We start from the raw sequence: 25,443 nt of genomic DNA on the forward strand, positions 1-25,443 counted from the left end.
CAAAGGCGTAATATTTATTGGAGTTTTTTTTGGTATACTAGTATTGTCTTAAACAGAAGGAGTATTTATTAACCATGAAGAAAAAAATCTTAGCCTCGCTTTTATTAAGTACAGTAATGGTTTCCCAGGCAGCAGTATTGACGACTGCCCATGCAGAAACGACTGATGACAAAATTGCTGCTCAAGATAATAAAATTAGTAACTTAACAGCACAACAAGAAGAAGCACAAAAACAAGTTGATCAAATTCAGGAGCAAGTATCTGCTATTCAAGCAGAGCAATCTAACTTGCAATCTGAAAATGATAGATTACAAGCAGAATCTAAGAAACTCGAGGGTGAGATTACAGAACTTTCTAAAAACATTGTTTCTCGTAACCAATCTTTGGAAAAACAAGCTCGTAGTGCTCAAACAAATGGAGCCGCAACTAGCTATATCAATACCATTGTAAACTCAAAATCAATTACAGAAGCTATTTCACGTGTTGCTGCAATGAGTGAAATCGTATCTGCTAACAACAAAATGTTGGAACAACAAAAGGCAGATAAAAAAGCAATTTCTGAGAAGCAAGTAGCAAATAATGATGCTATCAATACTGTAATTGCTAATCAACAAAAATTGGCAGATGATGCTCAAGCATTGACTACTAAACAGGCAGAACTAAAAGCTGCTGAATTGAGTCTTGCTGCTGAGAAAGCGACAGCTGAAGGGGAAAAAGCAAGTCTATTGGAACAAAAAGCAGCAGCTGAGGCAGAGGCACGTGCAGCTGCGGCAGCAGAAGCAGCTTATAAAGAAAAACAAGCTAGCCAACAACAATCAGTACTTGCTTCAGGTAATACAAACCTAACAGCACAGGTACAAGCAGTATCTGAATCTGCAGTAGCACCTGTTCAGGCTAAAGTACGTCCAACATATAACACGGATGCCTCAACTTATCCAATTGGAGAATGTACCTGGGGAGTTAAAACATTAGCACCTTGGGCTGGAGACTATTGGGGTAATGGAGCACAGTGGGCCACAAGTGCAGCAGCAGCAGGTTTCCGTACAGGTTCAACCCCTCAAGTTGGAGCAATTGCATGTTGGAACGATGGTGGATATGGACACGTAGCGGTTGTTACAGCTGTTGAATCAACAACACGTATTCAAGTATCAGAATCAAACTATGCAGGTAATCGCACACTTGGAAACCACCGTGGATGGTTTAATCCAACAACGACTTCTGAAGGTTTTGTGACATATATTTATGCAGACTAATTACAGAGGGACTCGAATAGAGCCCTCTTTTTCAGTTTTTACCAGGGACAATAACTATTAAAAATCCCATCAAAATAGCTTGAAAATATCGAAAAAGTATGGTAGAATAAAGATTGTCGTGTGAACGATAATACTCATTCTTGATGAATTGTGAAGCAGTTGCCCTTGGGTCGTTTTGCGAGTTGAAGTCAAGAAGAGGAAAAAAACAAAAAGGAGAAATACTCATGGCAGTAATTTCAATGAAACAACTTCTTGAGGCTGGTGTACACTTTGGTCACCAAACTCGTCGCTGGAACCCTAAGATGGCTAAATACATCTTTACAGAGCGTAACGGAATCCACGTTATCGACTTGCAACAAACTGTAAAATACGCTGACCAAGCATACGACTTCATGCGTGATGCAGCAGCTAACGATGCGGTTGTATTGTTCGTTGGTACTAAGAAACAAGCAGCTGATGCAGTTGCTGAAGAAGCAGTACGTTCAGGTCAATACTTCATCAACCACCGTTGGTTGGGTGGAACTCTTACAAACTGGGGAACAATCCAAAAACGTATCGCTCGTTTGAAAGAAATCAAACGTATGGAAGAAGATGGAACTTTCGAAGTTCTTCCTAAGAAAGAAGTTGCACTTCTTAACAAACAACGTGCGCGTCTTGAAAAATTCTTGGGTGGTATCGAAGATATGCCTCGTATCCCAGATGTGATGTACGTAGTTGACCCACATAAAGAGCAAATCGCTGTTAAAGAAGCTAAAAAATTGGGAATCCCAGTTGTAGCGATGGTTGACACAAACACTGATCCAGATGATATCGATGTAATCATCCCAGCTAACGATGACGCTATCCGAGCTGTTAAATTGATCACAGCTAAATTGGCTGACGCTATCATCGAAGGACGTCAAGGTGAGGATGCAGTAGCAGTTGAAGCAGAATTTGCAGCTTCAGAAACTCAAGCAGATTCAATTGAAGAAATCGTTGAAGTTGTAGAAGGTGACAACGCTTAATTTATATAAATAGTAATTACCTAGGAGGGCGGGGCTTAGCCCGGCTCTCCTATTTTTAAAAAATATAGGAGAATCAAAATGGCAGAAATTACAGCTAAACTTGTTAAAGAGTTGCGTGAAAAATCTGGTGCTGGTGTTATGGACGCTAAAAAAGCATTGGTTGAAGTGGAAGGCGATATCGAAAAAGCGATTGAATTGCTTCGTGAAAAAGGTATGGCAAAAGCAGCTAAGAAAGCTGACCGTGTTGCTGCAGAAGGTTTGACTGGTGTTTATGTTGACGGTAACATTGCAGCAGTTGTTGAAGTAAATGCTGAAACTGACTTCGTTGCGAAAAACGCTCAATTTGTTGAGTTGGTAAACGCAACAGCTAAAGCAATCGTTGAAGGAAAACCAGCTAACAACGAAGAAGCTCTTGCTTTGACTATGCCTTCAGGTGAAACTCTTGAAGCTGCATACGTATCTGCAACAGCGACTATCGGAGAAAAAATCTCATTCCGTCGCTTTGCTTTGATTGAAAAAACAGATGCACAACACTTCGGAGCATACCAACACAACGGTGGACGTATCGGTGTTATCTCTGTAATCGAAGGTGGAGACGAAGCACTTGCTAAACAAATTTCAATGCACATTGCTGCTATGAAACCAACAGTTCTTTCATACAAAGAATTGGATGAGCAATTTGTTAAAGATGAGTTGGCACAATTGAACCACGTTATCGACCAAGATAACGAAAGCCGTGCAATGGTTAACAAACCAGCTCTCCCACACTTGAAATATGGATCAAAAGCTCAATTGACTGATGATGTTATTGCTCAAGCTGAAGCTGACATCAAAGCTGAGTTGGCTGCAGAAGGCAAACCAGAAAAAATCTGGGACAAAATCATCCCAGGTAAAATGGATCGCTTCATGCTTGACAACACTAAAGTTGACCAAGCTTACACACTTCTTGCACAAGTTTACATCATGGATGACAGCAAGACAGTTGAAGCATACCTTGAATCAGTTAACGCTTCAGTAGTTGAGTTCGCTCGCTTTGAAGTTGGTGAAGGTATTGAGAAAGCTGCAAACGACTTTGAAGCTGAAGTTGCAGCTACAATGGCAGCAGCCTTGAATAACTAATTATAGAAAGGAAGTAAATTTGCTTCCTTTTTTCTATGCAGTCGATCCTTATAGGGAGAGTTTCCTATTTTCAAGGTAAAAATAAAAAGCCCTATAATAAGGGCCAATTGTATTTAGGAGACTAAACTTCAAATTCATAGAGTGCTGTAGAGAGATAACGTTCACCGTTATCTGGTGCTAGAGCAAGGACTTTTTTACCTGTACCTAATTTTTTGGCAATCTCGATGGCTCCGTAGATAGCTGCAGCTGAAGAAATCCCTACAAGGAAACCTTCTTTTCCACCAATTTCACGTCCGAGTGCAAGAGCATCATCTGATGTTACACGAACGATACCATCATAGGCTTTAGTATCAAGTGTATCAGGAATAAATCCAGCTGAGATACCTTGAATTTTGTGAGGACCAGGTTTTTCACCAGATAGAATAGCAGATTCATCTGCTTCTACTGCAAAAACTTGAATACTTGAATTTGCTGATTTGAGTGCATGAGAAACACCAGAAATTGTTCCACCGGTACCCACTCCAGCAACAAAGGCATCTAGTCCATCTTTACCGAAAGCAGCTAGTATTTCAGCTCCTGTTGTTCTTTCGTGTACCTCTGGATTTGCTGGGTTGTCAAATTGAAGAGGAAGGAAACCATCACGTTCAGCAGCGATTTCTTGAGCTTTGGCAATAGCACCCTTCATTCCTTCGCTACCAGGCGTAAGGACGAGTTCAGCACCATAGGCTTGGATGATCTTACGTCGTTCTACACTCATAGTTTCAGGCATAACGATGACGACTTTATACCCTTTAGCAGCACCTACCCATGAAAGTCCAATACCAGTGTTTCCACTTGTTGCTTCAACAATAGTAGAACCAGGTTTTAGAATACCGTCTTGTTCAGCTTTTTCAATCATGCTAAGAGCAATACGGTCTTTTACAGAAGAACCAGGGTTAAATGCTTCAAGTTTTACATAGACATCTGCAGCACCTTCTGGCACAATGTTGTTGAGTTTAACAATCGGAGTTTGACCGATTAGTTCAGTAATGTTGTTATAAATAGACATATGAATACCTCTTTGTATAAGATATTTCTAGTATAACGCTAACTATACCATTTGTAAAATATAGAAATCCTATCGGAGCGATAGGATTTTTTTATATCATAGGTCTAAGCCATTAATTTTAAGAGATTGTGTTAGGCTAATTCTAGTAAATAGGTGTAAAGAAGAAAGTTATCAGTTTTCTTTTTGAATTGCTTCATTTTCTAGTAGGTCTTGGCAAGCATCTTTTTATTTTGCTCGTTAAAGTAGTTGTGAGAATGTCAACGAAACGCTGTATTATCCATTGTTTACAACAAGTTTACAGGAACTTCAACTTCTCGTAAACCTTGGTCAGTTAAAGTGACTTTTCCATTAAAAAACTCTACAAGTGCAGCTTTAATAGTTTCTTTTTCTTCTTTATCAACATAAATCATCGTATCGACTTGATCTGTAAAGTTTGTCTCAAGTTCCATGAGCTCATGTTCCTTAAGAAAGTTACTGTACTCTTGGTACTGAGCGTAAGACATTTGAATAGCAATGCCCGCCTGTTCCTTTATTTCAATGATGCCAATTTCTTTGACACCTAAGGCAACACTGCCTGCGTAAGCACGAATTAGTCCTCCAGCGCCTAGTTTAATACCACCAAAGTAGCGTGTCACGACCACACAGACATTGGTGAGATTGTGATTTTCTAGTACCCCAAGCATGGGAACACCAGCAGTGCCACTAGGCTCGCCATCATCACTTGTACGTTTGATTTCACTACGTTCCCCAATAATAAATGCAGAGCAGTTATGCGTAGCTTTGTAGTGTTCTTTTTTGATAGCAGTAATGAAGTCACGAGCCTCTTCTTCGCTATAAACACGCTTGGCATGACAGATAAAGCGGGATTTTTTGATTTCTTCTTGGACTTGTCCGTCCTCTTTAATTGTTCTAAATTCCATGATTTAATTGTACTAAAAAATCATCTAAAGCGCTAGGTTTTTACGAATAAAGAAGTATGAAAGTAAATCCAAACTATCTCGGTCGTTTGTTTACTGAGAATGAATTAACAGAAGAGGAATGTCAGTTGGCGGAGAAATTTCCAGCAATGAGAAAGGAGAAGGGGAAATTTTTCTGTCAACGTTGTAATAGTACTATTCTAGAAGAATGGTATTTGCCCATTGGTGCTTACTATTGTCGGGAGTGCTTAATTATGAAGCGAGTCAGGAGTGATCAAGATTTATACTATTTCCCACAGGAGGATTTTCCGAAGCAAGATGTTCTTAAATGGCGTGGTCAATTAACTCCTTTTCAAGAGAAGGTGTCAGAGGGACTGATTCAAGCAGTAGAGAAGCAAGAGCCAACTTTAGTTCATGCGGTGACAGGGGCTGGAAAGACAGAAATGATTTATCAAGTTGTGGCTAAAGTGATTAATGGAGGTGGTGCAGTATGTTTGGCTAGTCCTCGCATAGATGTTTGTTTGGAGCTGTATAAGCGCCTGCAAAATGATTTTTCTTGCGAGATAGCCCTCCTACATGGAGAATCAAAGCCGTATTTTCGAACACCACTAGTTGTTGCGACGACCCATCAGTTATTGAAATTTTATCAAGCTTTTGATTTGCTGATAGTGGATGAAGTAGATGCTTTTCCTTATGTTGACAATTTCACGCTTTACCACGCTGTCAAGAATAGTGTAAAGGAGAATGGATTGAGAATCTTTTTAACAGCGACTTCGACCGATGAGTTGGATAAAAAGGTCCGTTTAGGAGAACTAAAAAGACTGAGTTTACCGAGACGGTTCCATGGAAATCCGTTGATTATTCCTAAGCCAGTTTGGTTATCGGATTTTAATCGCTACTTAGACAAGAATCGTTTGTCACCAAAGTTAAAGTCCTATATTGATAAGCAGAGAAAGACAGCTTATCCGTTACTCATTTTTGCTTCAGAAATTAAGAAAGGGGAGCAGTTAAAAGAAATCTTACAGGAGCAATTTCCAAATGAGAAAATTGGCTTTGTATCTTCTGTAACAGAAAATCGATTAGAGCAGGTGCAAGCATTTAGAGATGGGGTGCTGACTATACTCATCAGCACAACTATTCTAGAGCGTGGTGTGACGTTTCCTCGTGTAGATGTTTTTGTAGTAGAAGCGAATCATCGTCTTTTTACCAAGTCTAGTTTGATTCAGATTGGTGGACGAGTTGGACGAAGCATGGATAGACCGACAGGAGATTTGCTTTTCTTCCATGATGGATTAAATGATTCAATCAAGAGGGCGATTAAGGAAATTCAGATGATGAATAAGGAGGCTGGTCTATGAAGTGCTTGTTATGTGGGCAGACTATGAAGACTGTTTTAACTTTTAGTAGTCTCTTACTTCTGAAGAATGATGCCTCCTGTCTTTGTTTAGATTGTGATTCTACTTTTGAAAGAATTGGGGAAGAGAACTGTCCAAACTGTATGAAAATAGGATTGTCAACAAAGTGTCAAGATTGTCAATTTTGGTGTAAAGAAGGAGTTGAGGTCAGTCATAGAGCGATTTTCACTTACAATCAAGCTATGAAGGATTTTTTTAGTCGATATAAATTTGATGGAGACTTCCTTTTAAGAAAAGTTTTTTCTTCATTTTTAAGTGAGGAGTTGAAAAAGTACAAAGAGTACCAATTTGTAGTCATTCCCCTAAGCCCTGATAGATATGCTGATAGAGGATTTAATCAGGTTGAGGGCTTGGTAGATGCAGCAGGCTTTGCGTATCTGGATTTATTAGAAAAGAGAGAAGAGCGAGCTAGTTCTTCTAAAAGTCGCTCAGAGCGCTTGGGGACAGAACTTCCTTTCTTTATTAAAAGTGGAGTCCGCATTCCTAAGAAAATCCTACTTATAGATGATATTTATACTACAGGAACAACTATAAATCGTGTGAAGAAACTGCTGGAAGAAGCTGGTGCTGAGGATGTAAAAACATTTTCCCTTGTAAGATGAGGAAAAAATTTGCAAAAATAGAATGAAAGCGTTATAATAAAATCATAAAAACAAAAATGTTTAGAAAGAAGGTACTCATATGATTAAATATAGTATCCGTGGTGAAAACCTAGAAGTAACAGAAGCAATTCGTGATTATGTAGTTTCTAAACTCGAAAAGATCGAAAAGTACTTCCAGCCAGAACAAGAGTTGGATGCCCGAATTAACTTAAAAGTTTATCGTGAAAAAACAGCTAAAGTGGAAGTAACGATTCCGCTTGGATCTATTACTCTCCGCGCAGAAGATGTGTCTCAAGATATGTATGGTTCAATTGACCTTGTAACTGATAAAATTGAACGTCAGATTCGTAAAAACAAAACAAAAATCGAGCGTAAAAATAAAAATAAGGTAGCAACTAGTCAATTATTTACAGATGCTTTGGTGGAAGATTCAAATGTTGTCCAGTCTAAAGTTGTTCGTTCAAAACAAATTGATTTAAAACCAATGGATTTGGAAGAAGCTATTCTACAAATGGATTTATTGGGGCATGATTTCTTTATCTATGTGGATGTTGAAGATCAAACAACCAATGTGATTTATCGTCGTGAGGATGGCGAAATTGGTTTGTTAGAAGTTAAAGAATCTTAATTTCAATATGTGTAAAGGTAGGTTTACTGAATTGTAAACCTCCTTTTTCTTATAATTGATAGAATTACTGATTACACTTTTAAAAAGTCGCTTTTTGAGGGGTATTATGGTATAATGGGTGCCAAGAGGTTTGGAATGAAAAAATTTTATGTAAGTCCAATTTTTCCTATTCTAGTAGGATTGATTGCGTTTGGAGTCTTATCCACTTTCATTATTTTTGTTAATAATAATCTGTTGACGCTTTTAATTTTGTTTCTTTTTGTAGGAGGCTATGTTTTTTTATTTAAGAAACTGAGAGTGCATTATACAAGGAGTGAAGTAGAACAAATCCAGTATGTAAACCACCAAGCGGAAGAAAGTTTGACAGCTCTATTGGAACAGATGCCTGTAGGTGTTATGAAATTGAATTTATCTTCTGGAGAGGTTGAGTGGTTTAATCCCTATGCTGAATTGATTTTGACCAAGGAAGATGGAGATTTTGACTTGGAAGCTGTTCAAACGATTATCAAGGCTTCAGTAGGAAATCCGTCTACTTATGCCAAACTGGGTGAGAAGCGTTATGCTGTTCATATGGATGCTTCTTCCGGTGTTTTGTATTTTGTAGATGTATCCAGGGAGCAAGCCATAACAGATGAATTAGTAACAAGTCGACCAGTGATTGGGATTGTCTCTGTGGATAATTATGATGATTTGGAGGATGCAACTTCTGAGTCAGATATTAGTCAAATCAATAGTTTTGTAGCTAATTTTATATCAGAGTTTTCAGAAAAATACATGATGTTTTCTCGTCGGGTAAGTATGGATCGATTTTATCTCTTTACTGACTACACGGTGCTTGAGGGCTTGATGAATGATAAATTTTCTGTTATTGATGCTTTCAGAGAAGAGTCGAAACAGAGACAGTTGCCCTTGACCTTAAGTATGGGATTTTCTTATGGCGATGGAAATCATGATGAAATAGGGAAAGTTGCTTTGCTCAACTTGAATTTGGCTGAAGTACGTGGTGGCGACCAGGTGGTTGTCAAGGAGAATGATGAAACGAAAAATCCAGTCTACTTTGGCGGTGGGTCGGCTGCGTCCATCAAGCGCACTCGTACCCGTACTCGATCAATGATGACAGCCATATCTGATAAGATTCGTAGTGTGGATCAAGTGTTTGTAGTTGGGCATAGAAATTTAGATATGGATGCCTTGGGCTCTGCTGTAGGTATGCAGTTGTTCGCCAGCAATGTGATTGAAAATAGCTATGCTCTTTATGATGAAGAACAAATGTCTCCAGATATTGAACGAGCTGTTTCATTCTTAGAAAAAGAAGGAGTTACGAAGTTGTTGTCTGTTAAGGATGCAATGGGGATGGTGACCAATCGTTCTTTGTTGATTCTTGTAGACCATTCAAAGACAGCCTTAACATTATCAAAAGAATTTTATGATTTATTTACCCAAACTATTGTTATTGACCACCATAGAAGGGATCAGGATTTTCCAGATAATGCAGTTATCACTTATATCGAAAGTGGTGCAAGCAGTGCCAGTGAGTTGGTAACGGAATTGATTCAGTTCCAGAATTCTAAGAAAAATCGTCTGAGTCGTATGCAGGCCAGTGTTTTGATGGCTGGTATGATGCTGGATACTAAAAATTTTACCTCACGAGTGACTAGTCGGACATTTGATGTTGCTAGCTATCTCAGAACGAGAGGAAGTGATAGTATTGCTATCCAAGAAATCGCTGCGACAGATTTTGAAGAATATCGTGAGGTCAATGAACTGATTTTACAGGGGCGTAAATTAGGTTCAGATGTACTAATAGCAGAGGCTAAGGACACGAAATGCTATGATACAGTTGTTATTAGTAAGGCAGCAGATGCCATGTTAGCTATGTCAGGTATTGAAGCGAGTTTTGTTCTTGCGAAGAATACACAAGGCTTTATATCCATCTCAGCTCGGAGTCGTAGTAAACTGAATGTGCAACGGATTATGGAAGAGTTAGGCGGTGGAGGTCACTTTAATTTGGCAGCAGCTCAAATTAAAGATTTAACCTTGTCAGAAGCAGGTGAAAAACTGACAGAAATTGTATTAAATGAAATAAAGGAAAAGGAGAAAGAAGAATGAAAGTAATCTTTTTAGCAGATGTTAAAGGAAAAGGTAAAAAAGGCGAAATTAAGGAAGTACCAACAGGGTATGCGCAAAACTTTCTTATCAAAAAGAACCTAGCCAAAGAAGCGACTGCTCAAGCTGTAGGTGAACTTCGTGGTAAACAAAAATCCGAAGAAAAAGCTCACGCTGAGATGATTGCAGAAGCAAAAGCAATTAAAGCCCAACTTGAAGCAGAAGAAACGGTTGTAGAATTTGTTGAAAAAGTTGGTCCAGATGGTCGTACCTTTGGTTCTATTACCAATAAGAAGATTGCAGAAGAATTGCAAAAGCAATTTGGAATTAAGATTGATAAACGTCATATTCAAGTACAAGCTCCGATTCGAGCAGTTGGTTTGATTGATGTACCAGTGAAAATCTATCAAGATATTACAAGTGTAATCAATCTTCGTGTGAAGGAAGGATAAGTTTACACCTTCTTGACAAGATTGTAAAAGGAAGGGAAGTCTGATGGCAGAAGTAGAAGAGTTACGAGTACAACCTCAAGATATCTTAGCTGAGCAATCCGTTTTGGGGGCTATCTTTATTGATGAGAGTAAACTTGTTTTTGTGCGAGAATACATTGAGTCTCGGGACTTTTTTAAGTATGCCCATCGTTTGATTTTCCAAGCTATGGTCGATTTATCCGATCGTGGTGATGCTATAGATGCAACAACGGTTCGTACTATTCTTGATAATCAAGGCGATTTACAGAATATTGGTGGCTTGTCTTACCTGGTTGAAATTGTCAATTCTGTGCCAACTTCTGCTAATGCGGAGTACTATGCTAAGATTGTTGCAGAAAAAGCAATGCTACGTCGTTTAATCGCTAAGTTGACAGAGTCTGTCAATCAAGCTTACGAGGCTTCGCAACCAGCTGATGAAATCATTGCTCAGGCAGAAAAAGGGCTGATTGATGTCAGCGAAAATGCTAATCGAAGTGGATTTAAGAACATTCGAGATGTGTTGAATATCAACTTTGGAAATCTGGAAGCTCGCTCGCAGCAAACGACTGATATTACAGGTATTGCGACAGGCTATCGTGACTTAGATCATATGACGACTGGACTTCATGAGGAGGAGTTGATTATCCTAGCAGCCCGTCCAGCGGTTGGTAAGACAGCCTTTGCCTTGAATATCGCTCAGAACATTGGGACTAAGTTGGACAAAACGGTTGCTATCTTTTCGCTCGAAATGGGTGCGGAAAGTTTAGTGGATCGTATGTTGGCGGCAGAAGGTTTGGTGGAGTCTCACTCTATTCGTACGGGTCAATTGACTGATGAGGAATGGCAAAAATATACCATTGCTCAAGGGAATCTAGCCAACGCAAGTATCTATATCGATGATACGCCAGGGATTCGGATTACAGAGATTCGTTCTCGTTCTCGTAAACTGGCTCAAGAAACTGGAAATCTTGGTTTGATTTTAATAGACTATTTGCAGCTTATCACGGGAACTGGTCGGGAAAATCGTCAACAAGAGGTTTCAGAAATTTCACGTCAGTTGAAAATTTTAGCTAAGGAACTGAAGGTTCCAGTAATCGCTCTAAGTCAGCTTTCTCGTGGTGTAGAACAACGTCAGGATAAGAGACCGGTCTTGTCTGATATTCGTGAATCTGGGTCTATTGAGCAGGACGCTGATATCGTAGCCTTTCTTTATCGCGACGACTACTATGAGCGTGGTGGTGAAGAAGAGGAAGGCATACCGAATAATAAGGTAGAAGTTATTATCGAGAAAAACCGTAGTGGAGCTCGTGGAACGGTGGAATTAATTTTCCAAAAAGAATACAATAAATTTTCAAGTATCTCAAAGAGGGAGGCATAAGATGTCAGATGCATTTACAGATGTAGTCAAGATGAAAAAAATCAAAGAAGAAATCAAGGCACATGAGGGACAAGTCGTAGAAATGACTTTGGAGAATGGTCGTAAGCGCCAAAAAAATAGATTGGGTAAGCTAATTGAGGTTTATCCATCCCTATTTATCGTTGAATTTGGGAACGTTGAAGGAGATAAACAAGCTAATGTTTACGTTGAATCCTTTACTTACTCAGATATCCTTACAGAAAAGAATTTGATTCATTATCTTGACTAAAGTGAGAAATTTTCTCACTTTTTCTTTTTTCTCCGAATAGTTTAAGTGAAGGCAATCTTCGATTTATACTCTTCGAAAATCAAATTCAAACCACGTCAGCTTCGCCTTGCCGTTACTCAAGTACAGCCTGCGCCTAGCTTCCTAGTTTGCTCTTTGATTTTCATTGAGTACTATACTATTTCAAGGAGGAAGAATGAAAATTTCACCATTTAAAGTAGCAGAGACAAGGTTTTCTTTTAGAAAATCAGCTAAAAAGGTTGTTCCCTTTTTAGTAGTAGGATTGATGTTAGCAGCGGGTAATAGTGTATATGCCTATTCCGGAGGGAATGGATCAATTGCGCGTGGAGATGATTATCCTGTTTATTATAAAAATGGGAGCCAGGAGATTGATCAGTGGCGCATGTATTCTCGTCAGTGTACTTCTTTTGCAGCTTTTCGCTTGAGTAATGTCAATGGTTTTGAGATTCCAAGGGCTTATGGAAATGCGAATGAATGGGGGCATCGTGCTCGTCGTGAAGGCTATCGTGTAGATAATACACCGACGATTGGCTCTATTGCTTGGTCTACTGCAGGAACTTATGGGCATGTTGCCTGGGTGTCAAATGTAATGGGAGATCAGATTGAGATCGAGGAATATAACTATGGTTATACAGAAGCCTATAATAAACGAAGTATAAAAGCAAATATGATGACAGGATTTATTCATTTTAAAGATTTGGCTGGGGGTAATGTAGTAAGTAGTGGCAAAGTATTCAATAGTCAACCTTCTTCTACAGGAGGAACTCATTATTTTAAGAATAAGGTAGCTATAAAAAATCAACCTTTAGTTAGTGCAACTTCAATTGCATATTATTCTCCAGGTGAGAGTGTTCATTATGATCAGGTACTTGAAAAAGATGGGTACAAGTGGTTGAGTTATACTGCCTATAATGGAAGCTATCGTTATGTTCAATTGGAGGCTGTGAATAAAAATCCTCTAGGTAATTCTGTTCTTTCTTCAACCGGTGGAACTCATTATTTCAAGTCTAAGTCTGCTATAAAAAATCAGCCATTAGCTAGTGCAACTGCGATTGATTACTATTATCCTGGGGAGAATGTTCATTATGATCAAATTCTCGAAAAAGATGGCTACAAGTGGTTGAGTTATACGGCTTATAATGGAAGTCGTCGCTATATCCAGCTAGAGGGAGTGGTTTCTTCACAGAATTATCAGAACCAATCAGGAAATAGCTCTAGCTATGGATCCAATAGTAGTTCAGCTGTTGGTTGGAAGAAGATAAATGGTAGTTGGTATCATTTCAAATCAAATGGTTCTAAATCAACGGGATGGCAGAAAGATGGAGCTAGCTGGTATTATTTGAAATCATCTGGTGAAATGCAGACAGGCTGGTTAAAGGAAAATGGCTCGTGGTATTATCTGGATAGTTCAGGGGCAATGAAAACAGGCTGGTATCAAGTTTTTGGTAAGTGGTATTATTCTTACTCTTCAGGTGCCTTAGCTGTTAATACGACGGTGGATGGCTACAGAGTAAACAGTGATGGAGAACGAGTATAGAAAATTGGAGTAGGAAATTTTTCCTGCTCTTTTCTGTAAGCAGTTTCCTTGACATTTTTCTTATTTTGCGCTATCATATATCTATATAATATATGGGAGTCTGTGTACAGTCTGAGAGGAAGTGTTAAACTTCGACCGCACCTGATCTGGGTAATGCCAGCGTAGGGAACGATACTTAGTCTATTCTTGACCTTTTCCATATATGGTAAAGGTTTTTCTTTTTGTCAAAGGAAAACGAGAAGAGGAGGTTTTTATGAAAGCAAGCATTGCCTTGCAAGTTTTACCCCTAGCACAGGGGATTGATCGGATAGCTGTTATCGATCAGGTCATTGCTTATCTGCAAGTTCAAGAAGTGACCATGGTGGTGACACCATTTGAAACGGTCTTGGAAGGGGAGTTTGATGAGCTTATGCGCATTCTAAAAGAAGCGCTGGAAGTGGCAGGGCAGGAGGCAGATAATGTCTTTGCCAATGTCAAAATAAATGTAGGAGAGATTTTAAGTATTGATGAGAAACTTGAAAAGTATACTGAGACGACACATTAGTCTATTGGGCTTTCTGGGAGTCTTGTCAATCTGGCAGTTAGCAGGTTTTCTTAAACTTCTCCCCAAGTTTATCCTGCCGACACCTCTTGAAATTCTCCAGTCCTTTGTTCGTGACAGAGAATTTCTCTGGCACCATAGCTGGGCGACCTTGAGAGTGGCTTTATTGGGACTGATTTTGGGAGTCTTGATTGCCTGTCTCATGGCTGTACTTATGGATAGTTTAACTTGGCTCAATGACCTGATTTACCCTATGATGGTGGTTGTTCAGACCATTCCGACCATTGCCATAGCTCCTATCTTGGTCTTGTGGCTAGGTTATGGGATTCTGCCCAAGATTGTCTTGATTATTTTGACGACAACTTTTCCTATCATCGTCAGTATTTTGGACGGTTTTAGGCATTGTGACAAGGATATGCTGACCTTGTTTAGTTTGATGCGGGCCAAGCCTTGGCAAATCCTGTGGCATTTTAAAATTCCAGTCAGCCTGCCTTACTTTTATGCAGGTCTGAGGGTCAGTGTCTCCTACGCCTTTATCACAACAGTGGTATCTGAGTGGTTGGGAGGCTTTGAAGGACTAGGTGTCTACATGATTCAGTCCAAGAAACTGTTTCAGTATGATACCATGTTCGCGATTATTATTCTGGTATCGATTATCAGTCTTCTGGGTATGAAGTTGGTCGATATCAGTGAAAAATATGTTATTAAATGGAAACGTTCGTAGAATTAGAATGTTTCAAAAAGAAAAGAGGAAATCAAAATGAAAAAAACATGGAAAGTGTTTTTAACGCTTGTAACAGCTTTTGTAGCTGTTGTGCTTGTGGCCTGTGGCCAAGGAACTGCTTCTAAGGATAATAAGGAAGCAGAACTTAAGAAGATTGACTTTATCCTAGACTGGACACCAAATACCAACCACACAGGGCTTTATGTTGCCAAGGAAAAAGGTTATTTCAAAGAAGCTGGAGTCGATGTTGATTTGAAATTGCCACCAGAAGAAAGCTCATCTGACTTGGTTATCAATGGTAAGGCACCATTTGCAGTGTATTTCCAAGACTACATGGCTAAAAAATTGGAAAAAGGAGCAGGAATCACTGCCGTTGCAGCTATCGTAGAACACAATACATCAGGAATCATCTCTCGTAAATCTGATAATGTAAGCAGTCCAAAGGACTTGGTTGGTAAGAAATACGGAACTTGGAATGACCCAACTGAACTTGCTATGTTGAAAACATTGGTAGAGTCACAAGGTGGGGACTTTGATAAAGTCGAAAAAGTACCAAACAACGATTCAAACTCAATCACACCGATTGCCAATGGAGTATTTGACACTGCTTGGATCTACTATGGATGGGATGGAATTCTTGCCAAATCTCAAGGTGTAGATGCTAACTTTATGTACTTGAAAGACTACGTTAAAGAATTTGACTATTACTCACCAGTCATCATTGCTAACAACGACTACCTCAAAGATAACAAAGAAGAAGCACGTAAAGTCATCCAAGCTATCAAAAAAGGCTACCAATATGCCATGGAGCATCCAGAAGAAGCAGCTGACATCCTCATCAAAAATGCACCTGAACTCAAGGAAAAACGTGACTTTGTCATCGAATCTCAAAAATACTTGTCAAAAGAATACGCAAGCGACAAGGAAAAATGGGGTCAATTTGACGCAGCTCGCTGGAATGCCTTCTACAAATGGGATAAAGAAAATGGTATCCTTAAAGAAGACTTGACAGACAAAGGCTTCACCAACGAATTTGTGAAATAATGACAGAGATTAGACTAGAACACGTCAGTTATGCCTATGGTCAGGAGAGGATTTTAGAGGACATTAACCTGCAGGTGACTTCAGGTGAAGTGGTTTCTATTCTGGGTCCAAGTGGTGTAGGAAAGACCACCCTCTTTAATCTAATTGCTGGGATTTTAGAAGTTCAGTCAGGGAGAATTGTCCTTGATGGTGAAGAAAATCCCAAGGGGCGCGTGAGTTATATGTTGCAAAAGGATTTGCTCTTGGAGCATAAGACGGTGCTTGGTAATATCATCCTGCCCCTCTTGATTCAAAAAGTGGATAAGGCGGAAGCCATTGCCCGAGCGGATGAAATTCTTGCGACCTTCCAGTTGACAGCTGTACGGAACAAGTATCCTCATGAACTCAGTGGCGGGATGCGTCAGCGTGTAGCCTTGCTTCGCACCTACCTTTTCGGGCACAAGCTTTTTCTCTTAGATGAAGCCTTTAGCGCCTTGGATGAGATGACCAAGATGGAACTCCACGCTTGGTACCTTGAGATTCACAAGCAGTTGCAGCTAACGACCCTGATCATCACGCATAGTATCGAGGAGGCTCTCAGTCTCAGCGACCGCATCTATATCTTGAAAAATCGCCCTGGGCAGATTGTTTCAGAAATTAAACTAGATTGGTCTGAAGGTGAGGACAAGGAAGTCCAAAAGATTGCCTACAAACGTCAAATTTTGGCAGAATTAGGCTTAGATAAATAGAAAAATAGGGAGTTGGTGAAGATTATCCTTTACCAGCGCCCTTTTTCTTTTAAAAATGAGAAAATTTCGGTATAATAGTCAAAGATAGTCAAGGTTTAAAGAGAGAGGTGGGTTGTAATGAGATTTAAAAATACATCGGATCATATTGAGGCCTACATCAAGGCGATTTTAGATCAATCTGGTATCGTGGAGTTGCAACGTAGTCAGTTGGCAGATACCTTTCAGGTTGTCCCTAGTCAGATTAACTATGTGATCAAGACACGCTTTACTGAAAGTAGAGGCTACTTGGTTGAAAGTAAGCGTGGTGGCGGAGGCTATATTCGTATAGGACGGATTGAGTTTTCTAGTCATCATGAAATGCTCCGGGAGCTGCTTTACTCGATTGGTGAGCGAGTCAGTCAAGAAATTTATGAAGATATTCTGCAGCTTTTGGTTGAGCAGGAATTGATGACCAAGCAGGAGATGAATTTGCTGGTAGCAGTAGCTTTGGATCGCGTTCTAGGAGAAGAAGCTCCAGTCCATCGTGCAAACATGCTACGCCAGGTCATACAAGAGGTAGATAGAAAAGGGAAGTAAGATGAACTATTCAAAAGCATTGAATGAATGTATCGAGAGTGCCTACATGGTGGCTGGCCATTTTGAAGCTCGTTACCTAGAGTCTTGGCACTTGTTGATTGCCATGTCCAATCACAGTTATAGTGTGGCAGGGGCAACTTTAAATGATTATCCATATGAGATGGACCGTTTAGAAGAGGTGGCTTTGGAACTGACTGAAACGGACTATAGCCAGGATGAAACCTTTACGGAATTGCCGTTCTCCCATCGTTTGCAAGTTCTTTTTGATGAAGCAGAGTATGTAGCGTCAGTGGTCCATGCTAAGGTGCTAGGGACGGAGCACGTCCTCTATGCGATTTTGCATGATGGCAATGCCTTGGCGACTCGTATCTTGGAGAGGGTTGGTTTTTCTTATGAAGACAAGAAAGATCAGGTCAAGATTGCAGCCCTTCGTCGAAATTTAGAAGAACGAGCAGGATGGACTCGTGAAGACCTCAAGGCTCTACGCCAACGGCATCGTACAGTAGCTGACAAGCAAAATTCTATGGCCAATATGATGGGCATGCCCCAGACTCCAAGCGGTGGTCTCGAGGACTATACGCATGATTTGACAGAGCAAGCGCGTTCTGGCAAGTTAGAACCAGTCATCGGTCGGGATAAGGAAATCTCACGTATGATTCAAATCTTGAGTCGAAAGACCAAGAACAATCCTGTCTTGGTTGGGGATGCTGGTGTCGGGAAAACAGCCTTGGCGCTTGGGCTCGCTCAGCGTATTGCTAGTGGTGATGTACCTGCGGAAATGGCTAAGATGCGCGTGTTAGAGCTTGATTTGATGAACGTTGTTGCAGGGACACGCTTCCGTGGTGACTTTGAAGAACGCATGAACAATATCATAAAGGATATTGAAGAAGATGGTCAAGTTATCCTCTTTATCGATGAACTTCACACTATCATGGGTTCTGGTAGTGGAATTGACTCAACTCTGGATGCGGCCAATATCTTGAAGCCAGCCTTGGCGCGTGGAACTTTGAGAACGGTTGGTGCGACTACTCAGGAAGAATATCAAAAACATATCGAAAAAGATGCGGCCCTTTCTCGTCGTTTCGCTAAAGTGACGATTGAAGAGCCAAGTGTTGCAGATAGCATGACCATTTTGCAGGGGTTGAAGGCGACTTATGAGAAACATCACCGTGTACAAATCACAGATGAAGCGGTTGAAACAGCCGTTAAGATGGCCCATCGTTACTTAACTAGTCGTCACTTGCCAGACTCTGCTATCGATCTCTTGGATGAGGCAGCAGCAACAGTGCAAAATAAAGCAAAGCATGTAAAAGCAGACGATTCTGGCTTGAGTTCAGCTGACAAGGCCTTGATGGATGGCAAGTGGAAACAAGCAGCTCAGCTAATCGCAAAAGAAGAGGAAGTGCCTGTTTACAAAGACTTGGTGACAGAGTCTGACATTTTGACCACCTTGAGTCGCTTGTCAGGTATCCCCGTTCAAAAACTGACTCAGACTGATGCTAAGAAATACCTGAACTTGGAAGCAGAACTACACAAACGTGTCATCGGTCAAGATCAAGCAGTTTCAAGTATTAGTCGTGCCATTCGCCGCAATCAGTCAGGGATTCGTAGTCATAAGCGCCCGATTGGTTCCTTTATGTTCCTAGGACCGACAGGTGTCGGTAAGACCGAATTGGCCAAAGCTCTGGCAGAAGTTCTTTTTGACGACGAATCAGCCCTTATCCGCTTTGATATGAGTGAGTATATGGAGAAATTTGCAGCCAGCCGTCTCAACGGAGCTCCTCCAGGCTATGTGGGTTACGAAGAAGGTGGGGAGTTGACAGAGAAGGTTCGCAACAAACCCTATTCCGTTCTCCTCTTTGACGAGGTAGAGAAGGCCCATCCAGACATCTTTAATGTTCTCTTGCAGGTCTTGGATGATGGTGTCTTGACAGATAGTAAAGGACGCAAGGTTGACTTTTCAAATACCATTATCATCATGACGTCAAACCTTGGTGCAACTGCCCTTCGTGATGACAAGACAGTTGGTTTTGGGGCAAAGGACATTCGTTTTGATCAGGAGAATATGGAAAAACGCATGTTTGAAGAGCTGAAAAAAGCTTATAGACCTGAGTTTATTAACCGTATTGATGAAAAGGTGGTCTTCCATAGCCTGTCTAGCGACCATATGCAGGAAGTGGTGAAGATTATGGTCAAACCTTTAGTGGAAAGTTTGGCTGAAAAAGGCATTGACTTGAAATTACAAGCTTCCGCACTGAAATTATTGGCAAATCAAGGATATGACCCAGAGATGGGAGCTCGTCCACTTCGCAGAACATTGCAAACAGAAGTGGAAGACAAGTTGGCAGAACTTCTTCTCAAGGGAGAATTAGAGGCAGGTAGCACACTTAAGATTGGTGTTAAAGCAGGCCAGTTAAAATTTGATATTGCATAAAAGAATAAAAGTATCAGCATCTGACCATAAGTCACAGTGGAGTGAAACTCAATGAAAATCAAAAAGCAAACTAGGAAGCTAGCCGCAGGTTGCTCAAAACACTGTTTTGAGGTTGCAGATAGAGATGACGTGGTTTGAAGAGATTTTCGAAGAGTATGAAACTAAAACCTATAGCTTCTAAAGGATCCGTGGTTTTCACTATTCAACCCAAAATTCATATGTTTATTACCCTCCATCGTATTTGTCTTAGAGCGTGTGTAGTAGAAAAAGAGCAGTCTTATCTGAAATTTTTATTCTTTCAAAAGAGACCTGTTTCTTTTTTGCCTGTCAACCCCGTTCTAGCTTGTATTTGAAAAATCAAACTAAGTTGCAAGATGAATGATTTTCTTGTATTTACGTTGTTGTTGACAACAAGTAGCGGATAAATGAAATCCATTCCATTATCATAGATGATAGGCTGGTAGGAAATTTTCAAATAACATACAGGAAATAGATGTGTGAAGTTCCGGTAGTAGAAAGGGAGAAAGATGAACATTTTAGTTGCAGATGACGAGGAAATGATTAGAGAAGGAATTGCAGCATTTCTGACAGAAGAGGGTTATCATGTTATTATGGCTAAGGATGGACAAGAGGCCTTGGAAAAATTTCAAGATCTTCCTATCCATCTCATGGTACTGGATTTAATGATGCCTAGGAAGAGTGGTTTTGAAGTGTTAAAAGAAATCAATCAAGAGCACGATATTCCTATCATCGTCTTGAGTGCTCTGGGAGATGAAACTACTCAGTCACAGGTATTTGATCTCTATGCTGATGATCATGTGACAAAGCCTTTTTCTTTGGTACTGCTTGCCAAGCGTATTAAAGCGCTTATCAGACGTTACTACGTCATAGAGGATCTTTGGCAATATCAGGATGTAACAGTGGATTTTACCTCTTACAAAGCACATTATAAAAATGAAGAAATTGATCTCAAACCAAAGGAATTATTGGTACTAAAGTGTTTGATTCAACATAAAAATCAAGTTTTAAGTAGAGAGCAGATATTGGAAGAAATTTCAAAAGATGTAGCTGATTTACCTTGTGATAGGGTCGTTGATGTCTATATTCGTACTCTTCGTAAAAAATTGGCTTTAGATTGTATCGTGACTGTGAAAAATGTTGGGTATAAGATTAGCTTATGATAAAAAATCCTAAATTATTAACCAAGTCTTTTTTAAGAAGTTTTGCAATTCTAGGTGGTGTTGGTCTAGTCATTCATATAGCTATTTATTTGACCTTTCCTTTTTATTATATTCAGTTGGAAGGGGAAAAGTTTAATGAGAGTGCAAGAGTGTTTACGGAGTATTTAAAGACTAAGACAGCTGATGAAATTCCAAGCTTACTCCAGTCTTATTCAAAGTCCTTGACTATATCTGCTCACCTTAAAAGAGATATCTTAGATAAGCGGCTCCCTCTTGTGCATGACTTAGATATTAAAGATGGAGAGCTATCAAATTATATCGTGATGTTAGATATGCCTGTTAGTACAGCAGATGGTAAACAGGTAACGGTGCAGTTTGTGCAGGGAGTGGATATCTACAAAGAAGCAAAGAATATTTTGCTTTTGTATCTCCCCTATACATTCTTGGTTACAATTGCTTTTTCCTTTGTTTTTTCTTATTTTTATACGAAACGCTTGCTCAATCCTCTTTTTTACATTTCAGAAGTGACTAGTAAGATGCAAGATTTGGATGATAATATTCGTTTTGATGAAAGCAGAAAAGATGAAGTTGGTGAAGTTGGAAAGCAGATTAATGGTGTGTACGAGCACTTGTTGAAGGTTATTCATGAGTTGGAAAATCGCAATGAGCAAATTGTAAAATTGCAAAATCAAAAGGTTTCCTTTGTCCGTGGAGCATCACATGAATTAAAGACACCTCTAGCTACTCTCAGGATTATCTTAGAAAATATGCAATACAATGTGGGGGATTATAAGGATCATCCTAAATATCTTGAAAAGAGTATTGAGAAAATTGATCAGATGAGTTTCTTGCTAGAGGAAGTGTTGGAATCTTCTAAATTTCAAGAATGGACAGAGTGTAGTGAGATTTTAATAGTAAATACCGTTTTGACAGATGTTTTGTCTCGATATCAGGAATTGGCATTTTCTAAAAATCTTGTGATTGATAATCAGTTGACTACTGATACAAAAGTAAGGATGAGTTTGAAGGCTTTGGATAAAGTCTTGACAAATCTTATCAGTAATGCTATCAAATACTCAGATCAATCTGGCATTGTGACTATTTCTGAGCAAGATGGTTATCTTTCTATTAGGAATACATGTGCTCCGTTGAATCAGGAAGAGTTAGAACATTTATTTGATATTTTTTACCATTCACAAATTGTAACAGACAGAGAAACAGGATCAGGATTGGGTCTTTATATTGTGAAGAATATCTTAGAAAGTCATCGTATGTCCTATAGTTTCTTGCCTTATGAACAAGGGATGGAATTTAAAATCTGCTTGTTACCAGATAGTTAGCTTTTAGTGATACTCTTTTCTTACTTGAGGATAATTTAAGGAAGCATAGTTTGAATGGTAGTGATAGAGTAAATCAAAGAACGGAATCAGTTTTCGTTCTTTTTCTTTTTCAATTCATATTGGGTTAACATAGAGATGTTACAGTAGTGGTAAAGAAAGGGGATCGTGATGATAGCAATAATCATTATCTGTGTATTTTTAATTCGCTTGTTGTTCCTAAAGAAATCAATTGCAAATGAAAAACGGCTTCGTAGGGATGGTGGGCGAGAATTTGGCATTAAAAATACCAAACGTCTTACCTTGGTTCATATTGTTTTTTATATGGCTTGTTTTATGGAAGCCCTAGTCTATCGACCGTCTTTCAATATGATGAGTGTTGTGGGTTTGGTGCTCCTGATATTTTCTATGTTGATGTTGCTACTTGTTATTCATCTGCTTGGGGATATTTGGACAGTCAAGTTGATGTTGGCACCAAATCATAAGTTTGTGGATCATGTCTTATTTAGGACAGTAAAACATCCCAATTACTTTTTAAATATCCTTCCTGAGTTGATTGGCTTAACCTTGCTGAGTCATGCCTATATGACTTTTGTTTTAGTTTTTCCAGTTTATGCAGTTATTTTGTATCGACGAATAGCTGAAGAGGAAAAGTTATTACATGAAGTTATAATCCCAAATGGAAGCATAAAGAGATAAATACAAGATTCAATTCATATACAGTTCATATTGAAATGATATAGTAGTGTTAAGAAAAATATTGGAGGAAATAATTATGTTTGCATCAAAAAGTGAAAGAAAAGTACGTTATTCAATTCGTAAATTTAGTATTGGAGTAGCTAGTGTAGTAGTTGCTAGTCTGTTCTTAGGAGGAGTAGTCCATGCAGAAGTGGTTGGTGGTGGGAATAACCCCATGGTTACATCTAGTGGGCAAGATAGGTTGAAGGAATACAAGCAGCAGTTGATAAAAGAGTTGGAAGATACGGATTTATCTAGTGATAGAAAAGCTGACTATAGAAAACAAATTGAAGATGGGAAGGACTATTCAACATTAGCGAGCGTACAAAATCAATTTTATGATGAGGCTCGGACAATACGTGAGACTAAACGTAATGAGGCAGTTGTTCAAGCTAAGTTACTTCTATCTAAATATATGGAACATCGCTTAGACGAACTTACAAAATTGGAAAAACAAGATAATTCTAAAATCGGGGAGATAGTAGAGGGTGTTAAAAGTATTGTCCGAAAGTATCAAAGTATGTTTGATGAAGCTTATGATGAGGCAGAAGTGGAACAGATGAGACAAAAAGGACAAAGTGAGCTAGATAAGTTGGTAGAGGACTTTAAGAATAGTTTATCAAATCAACAAAGTGAACCATCAGGAAATTCTAATTCTTCTAATGGTAGAGGTGATACGACTAAGCCTGCGAATCAAGGATTAGATTCTGATTCACCTTCTGGAAAAGAACATAATAATCCAACTCCACCAAAAGTAGAAAATCAAGGAGGAAATATAGTTTCTACTGAAAAAACTACGGAGACAAATCTTAAAGAAGCTAAAGAAACAGCTAAAACAACTTTGGATAATTATAGAAAAAGTCGTTTAACAAAATTAAATCCAGCTGCTTTTTGGTTTGGAGACCTCTTGTTGGCGTCTCAAAAGACTTTATCCGAATATAGTACGCAATTTGAGAGTGCTTCGAGTAAAGAAGAAGTGGAAGCTCTGATAGAAAAATCTAAACAGGCAATTGATGAACTGATAGCTACTCATCAAAATAGAGAAATCAGCTTAGAGCGAGATAAGGCAAAGGCTGCAGTTACTAAACATCTAACAGGCTTATTGGATGACATCAAGAAAAATTTAGAAAAAGAGCAACATATCAATACTGTAGAGCTAATTAAAAAGCTAAAAGATATTGAAAAAACGTATTTGCATAAATTAGATGACTCAACCCAAAAAGCCCAACTACAGAATCTGGTTACAGAAAGTCAATCAAAACTAGATGAAGCTTTGTCTAACTTTAAAAAGGGCTTATCTTCTTCGTCAAATTCAGGATCTTCCACTAAACCAGAAACTCCAGAAAAACCAGAGCAACCTACTCCAAGCAAGCCTGCGGAAAAGGAGCAGAACCCATCAGGTTCAACCACAGGAAGTCACTCCGGTTCCACCAGCTCTTCAGGAAGTTCTAGTGCTTCCACTAAACCAAAATCTCCAGAAAAACCAGAGCGACCTGCTCCAAGCAAACCTGCGGAAAAAGAGCAGAACCCATCAGGATCCACTGCAGGAAGTCACTCCGGTTCCACCAGCTCTTCAGGAAGTTCTAGTGCTTCCACTAAACCAAAATCTCCAGAAAAACCAGAGGAACCTACTCCAAGTAAACCATCAGGAAACGAGACAAATTCTTCATCTCCTACCAGATCTAACAGTATTTCTCCTACTCTCTCATCTCAACCGACATCTACTGTTCAAAAGGTATTTACAACTCAAAATGGAAATACCAAGATTACTGTTATGTTTGAAACTGCTACAGAAGCAGATTCTGTCAATCTTAAAGAGGTAACAACAAAAGAAATGATTGATAATATTACCCGTCAAACAGGGCAAGGAACAGTGCGCGTATTTGATATTTCCCTTTCAAAAGATGGGAAAGAAACCCATGTGAAGGGAGAGAGAGTAGTTCGTCTTGCAATTGGTAATATTGATTCTGAGATTCAAGTTTACCATGTGAAAGAAAACGGAGAGTTGGAGTTGCTCCCATCAACAGTTGAAAATGGACAAGTCGTTTTCAAAACGAGTCATTTCAGCTTATTTGCGATTAAAACACTTCCTAAAAAACAAATGGTTGCCGAGCCAGAGGCAAATAGGGAAGGAAAAACTCAATCTGATGATAAGGAAATGGTTCTTCTTGCTGATAAAGCAAATCAAATGAGTGAAAATCGTTCAAATTCAGATAAAAAAGATAAGCAAGCACTCCCATCAACTGGAACAATGTCAACGTTGCTTATGGAATTCTTAGGTCTGATATCTCTAGTAGGTGTTTATCTATTAAAAGGAAAAGAGACGGAGAATGACTAATTTCATATAGATATTGCTTGCCTATATAAATCAAAAACC

23 protein-coding genes and 1 riboswitch are annotated in these 25,443 nt (G+C 39.3%); of the genes, 21 read left to right on the plus strand and 2 right to left on the minus strand.

Translation table 11 applies throughout. The annotated features are described in order from the left end of the window. Positions 1–74 precede the first annotated feature (74 nt). From pcsB to tsf, 3 genes are all read left to right on the plus strand, one after another. A complete protein-coding gene (gene pcsB / locus OVN23_RS08205; protein WP_112445445.1) occupies positions 75–1,253 on the plus strand; it encodes a peptidoglycan hydrolase PcsB in 1,179 nt (392 codons plus the stop codon). A 224-nt stretch (positions 1,254–1,477) separates the two neighbouring features. Then, positions 1,478–2,257: a 30S ribosomal protein S2 gene (gene rpsB / locus OVN23_RS08210; protein ID WP_000268466.1), complete on the plus strand. Its 780-nt coding sequence runs from the start codon at positions 1,478–1,480 to the stop codon at positions 2,255–2,257. A 78-nt stretch (positions 2,258–2,335) separates the two neighbouring features. Further along, on the plus strand, positions 2,336–3,376 hold the full coding sequence (tsf, locus tag OVN23_RS08215) for a translation elongation factor Ts (protein WP_000808091.1): 1,041 nt from the start codon (positions 2,336–2,338) through the stop codon (positions 3,374–3,376). Positions 3,377–3,497: 121 nt separating this feature from the next. Here tsf and cysK read toward each other — a convergent pair whose 3' ends face one another. Then, positions 3,498–4,424: a cysteine synthase A gene (gene cysK / locus OVN23_RS08220; RefSeq protein WP_173253018.1), complete on the minus strand. Its 927-nt coding sequence runs from the start codon at positions 4,422–4,424 to the stop codon at positions 3,498–3,500. Positions 4,425–4,708: 284 nt separating this feature from the next. Continuing rightward, positions 4,709–5,344, minus strand: coding sequence for a YigZ family protein (locus tag OVN23_RS08225; RefSeq protein ID WP_173274896.1), 636 nt, complete (start codon positions 5,342–5,344; stop codon positions 4,709–4,711). 56 nt (positions 5,345–5,400) lie between these two features. On the opposite strand from OVN23_RS08225, the gene OVN23_RS08230 reads away from it, so the two are divergent. The 18 genes from OVN23_RS08230 (at position 5,401) to OVN23_RS08315 (ending at position 25,404) form a co-directional block, all read left to right on the plus strand. Continuing rightward, the gene (locus OVN23_RS08230; protein WP_173274897.1) at positions 5,401–6,699 is read left to right on the plus strand and encodes a DEAD/DEAH box helicase; all 1,299 of its coding nucleotides are present in this window, start codon (positions 5,401–5,403) and stop codon (positions 6,697–6,699) included. Further along, on the plus strand, positions 6,696–7,358 hold the full coding sequence (locus tag OVN23_RS08235; protein WP_267240953.1) for a ComF family protein: 663 nt from the start codon (positions 6,696–6,698) through the stop codon (positions 7,356–7,358). Before OVN23_RS08230 ends, OVN23_RS08235 begins: the two co-directional genes overlap by 4 nt. A 79-nt stretch (positions 7,359–7,437) precedes the next feature. Next, on the plus strand, positions 7,438–7,986 hold the full coding sequence (hpf, locus tag OVN23_RS08240; protein WP_050073478.1) for a ribosome hibernation-promoting factor, HPF/YfiA family: 549 nt from the start codon (positions 7,438–7,440) through the stop codon (positions 7,984–7,986). 135 nt (positions 7,987–8,121) lie between these two features. Continuing rightward, positions 8,122–10,095: a DHH family phosphoesterase gene (locus tag OVN23_RS08245; RefSeq protein ID WP_267240954.1), complete on the plus strand. Its 1,974-nt coding sequence runs from the start codon at positions 8,122–8,124 to the stop codon at positions 10,093–10,095. Continuing rightward, positions 10,092–10,544 (plus strand): 50S ribosomal protein L9, encoded by a 453-nt coding sequence (gene rplI / locus OVN23_RS08250; RefSeq protein WP_000864214.1) that lies wholly within the window; start codon positions 10,092–10,094, stop codon positions 10,542–10,544. The genes OVN23_RS08245 and rplI overlap by 4 nt, the downstream gene beginning before the upstream one ends. A 43-nt stretch (positions 10,545–10,587) precedes the next feature. Next, positions 10,588–11,940: a replicative DNA helicase gene (gene dnaB, locus OVN23_RS08255; protein WP_120770774.1), complete on the plus strand. Its 1,353-nt coding sequence runs from the start codon at positions 10,588–10,590 to the stop codon at positions 11,938–11,940. A 1-nt stretch (position 11,941) separates the two neighbouring features. Beyond that, positions 11,942–12,208 (plus strand): Veg family protein, encoded by a 267-nt coding sequence (locus OVN23_RS08260; protein ID WP_267240955.1) that lies wholly within the window; start codon positions 11,942–11,944, stop codon positions 12,206–12,208. 193 nt (positions 12,209–12,401) lie between these two features. Then, positions 12,402–13,763 (plus strand): choline binding-anchored murein hydrolase CbpD, encoded by a 1,362-nt coding sequence (gene cbpD, locus OVN23_RS08265; protein ID WP_267240956.1) that lies wholly within the window; start codon positions 12,402–12,404, stop codon positions 13,761–13,763. Between the two features lie 82 nt (positions 13,764–13,845). Beyond that, a riboswitch (TPP riboswitch) is annotated at positions 13,846–13,948 on the plus strand. A gap of 68 nt (positions 13,949–14,016) precedes the next feature. Further along, complete coding sequence (locus tag OVN23_RS08270; RefSeq protein WP_000647665.1) at positions 14,017–14,307, plus strand: MTH1187 family thiamine-binding protein; 291 nt, start codon at positions 14,017–14,019, stop codon at positions 14,305–14,307. Then, positions 14,270–15,028, plus strand: a complete 759-nt coding sequence (locus tag OVN23_RS08275) for an ABC transporter permease (RefSeq protein ID WP_001245134.1) — start codon at positions 14,270–14,272, stop codon at positions 15,026–15,028. Before OVN23_RS08270 ends, OVN23_RS08275 begins: the two co-directional genes overlap by 38 nt. 36 nt (positions 15,029–15,064) lie before the next feature. Beyond that, positions 15,065–16,072, plus strand: a complete 1,008-nt coding sequence (locus tag OVN23_RS08280) for an ABC transporter substrate-binding protein (RefSeq protein WP_173253013.1) — start codon at positions 15,065–15,067, stop codon at positions 16,070–16,072. Continuing rightward, entirely contained in the window at positions 16,072–16,800 is a 729-nt protein-coding gene (locus OVN23_RS08285; RefSeq protein WP_173253012.1) for an ABC transporter ATP-binding protein, read from the plus strand. The genes OVN23_RS08280 and OVN23_RS08285 overlap by 1 nt, the downstream gene beginning before the upstream one ends. Positions 16,801–16,917: 117 nt before the next feature. After that, positions 16,918–17,376, plus strand: a complete 459-nt coding sequence (locus OVN23_RS08290; protein ID WP_173253011.1) for a CtsR family transcriptional regulator — start codon at positions 16,918–16,920, stop codon at positions 17,374–17,376. A 1-nt stretch (position 17,377) separates the two neighbouring features. Then, positions 17,378–19,810, plus strand: coding sequence for an ATP-dependent Clp protease ATP-binding subunit (locus OVN23_RS08295; RefSeq protein WP_173253010.1), 2,433 nt, complete (start codon positions 17,378–17,380; stop codon positions 19,808–19,810). Positions 19,811–20,337: 527 nt separating this feature from the next. After that, positions 20,338–20,991 (plus strand): two-component system response regulator RR06, encoded by a 654-nt coding sequence (gene rr06 / locus OVN23_RS08300; RefSeq protein ID WP_173253009.1) that lies wholly within the window; start codon positions 20,338–20,340, stop codon positions 20,989–20,991. Beyond that, on the plus strand, positions 20,988–22,331 hold the full coding sequence (locus tag OVN23_RS08305; protein WP_267240957.1) for an ATP-binding protein: 1,344 nt from the start codon (positions 20,988–20,990) through the stop codon (positions 22,329–22,331). Before rr06 ends, OVN23_RS08305 begins: the two co-directional genes overlap by 4 nt. A 168-nt stretch (positions 22,332–22,499) precedes the next feature. Then, a complete protein-coding gene (locus OVN23_RS08310) occupies positions 22,500–23,027 on the plus strand; it encodes an isoprenylcysteine carboxyl methyltransferase family protein (protein WP_173253007.1) in 528 nt (175 codons plus the stop codon). Between the two features lie 76 nt (positions 23,028–23,103). Continuing rightward, a complete protein-coding gene (locus OVN23_RS08315) occupies positions 23,104–25,404 on the plus strand; it encodes an RICH domain-containing protein (protein WP_267240958.1) in 2,301 nt (766 codons plus the stop codon). Positions 25,405–25,443 lie beyond the last annotated feature (39 nt).

Origin of the sequence: Streptococcus sp. Marseille-Q6488 (genome assembly GCF_946902925.1) — a bacterium.
GTDB lineage: Bacteria > Bacillota > Bacilli > Lactobacillales > Streptococcaceae > Streptococcus.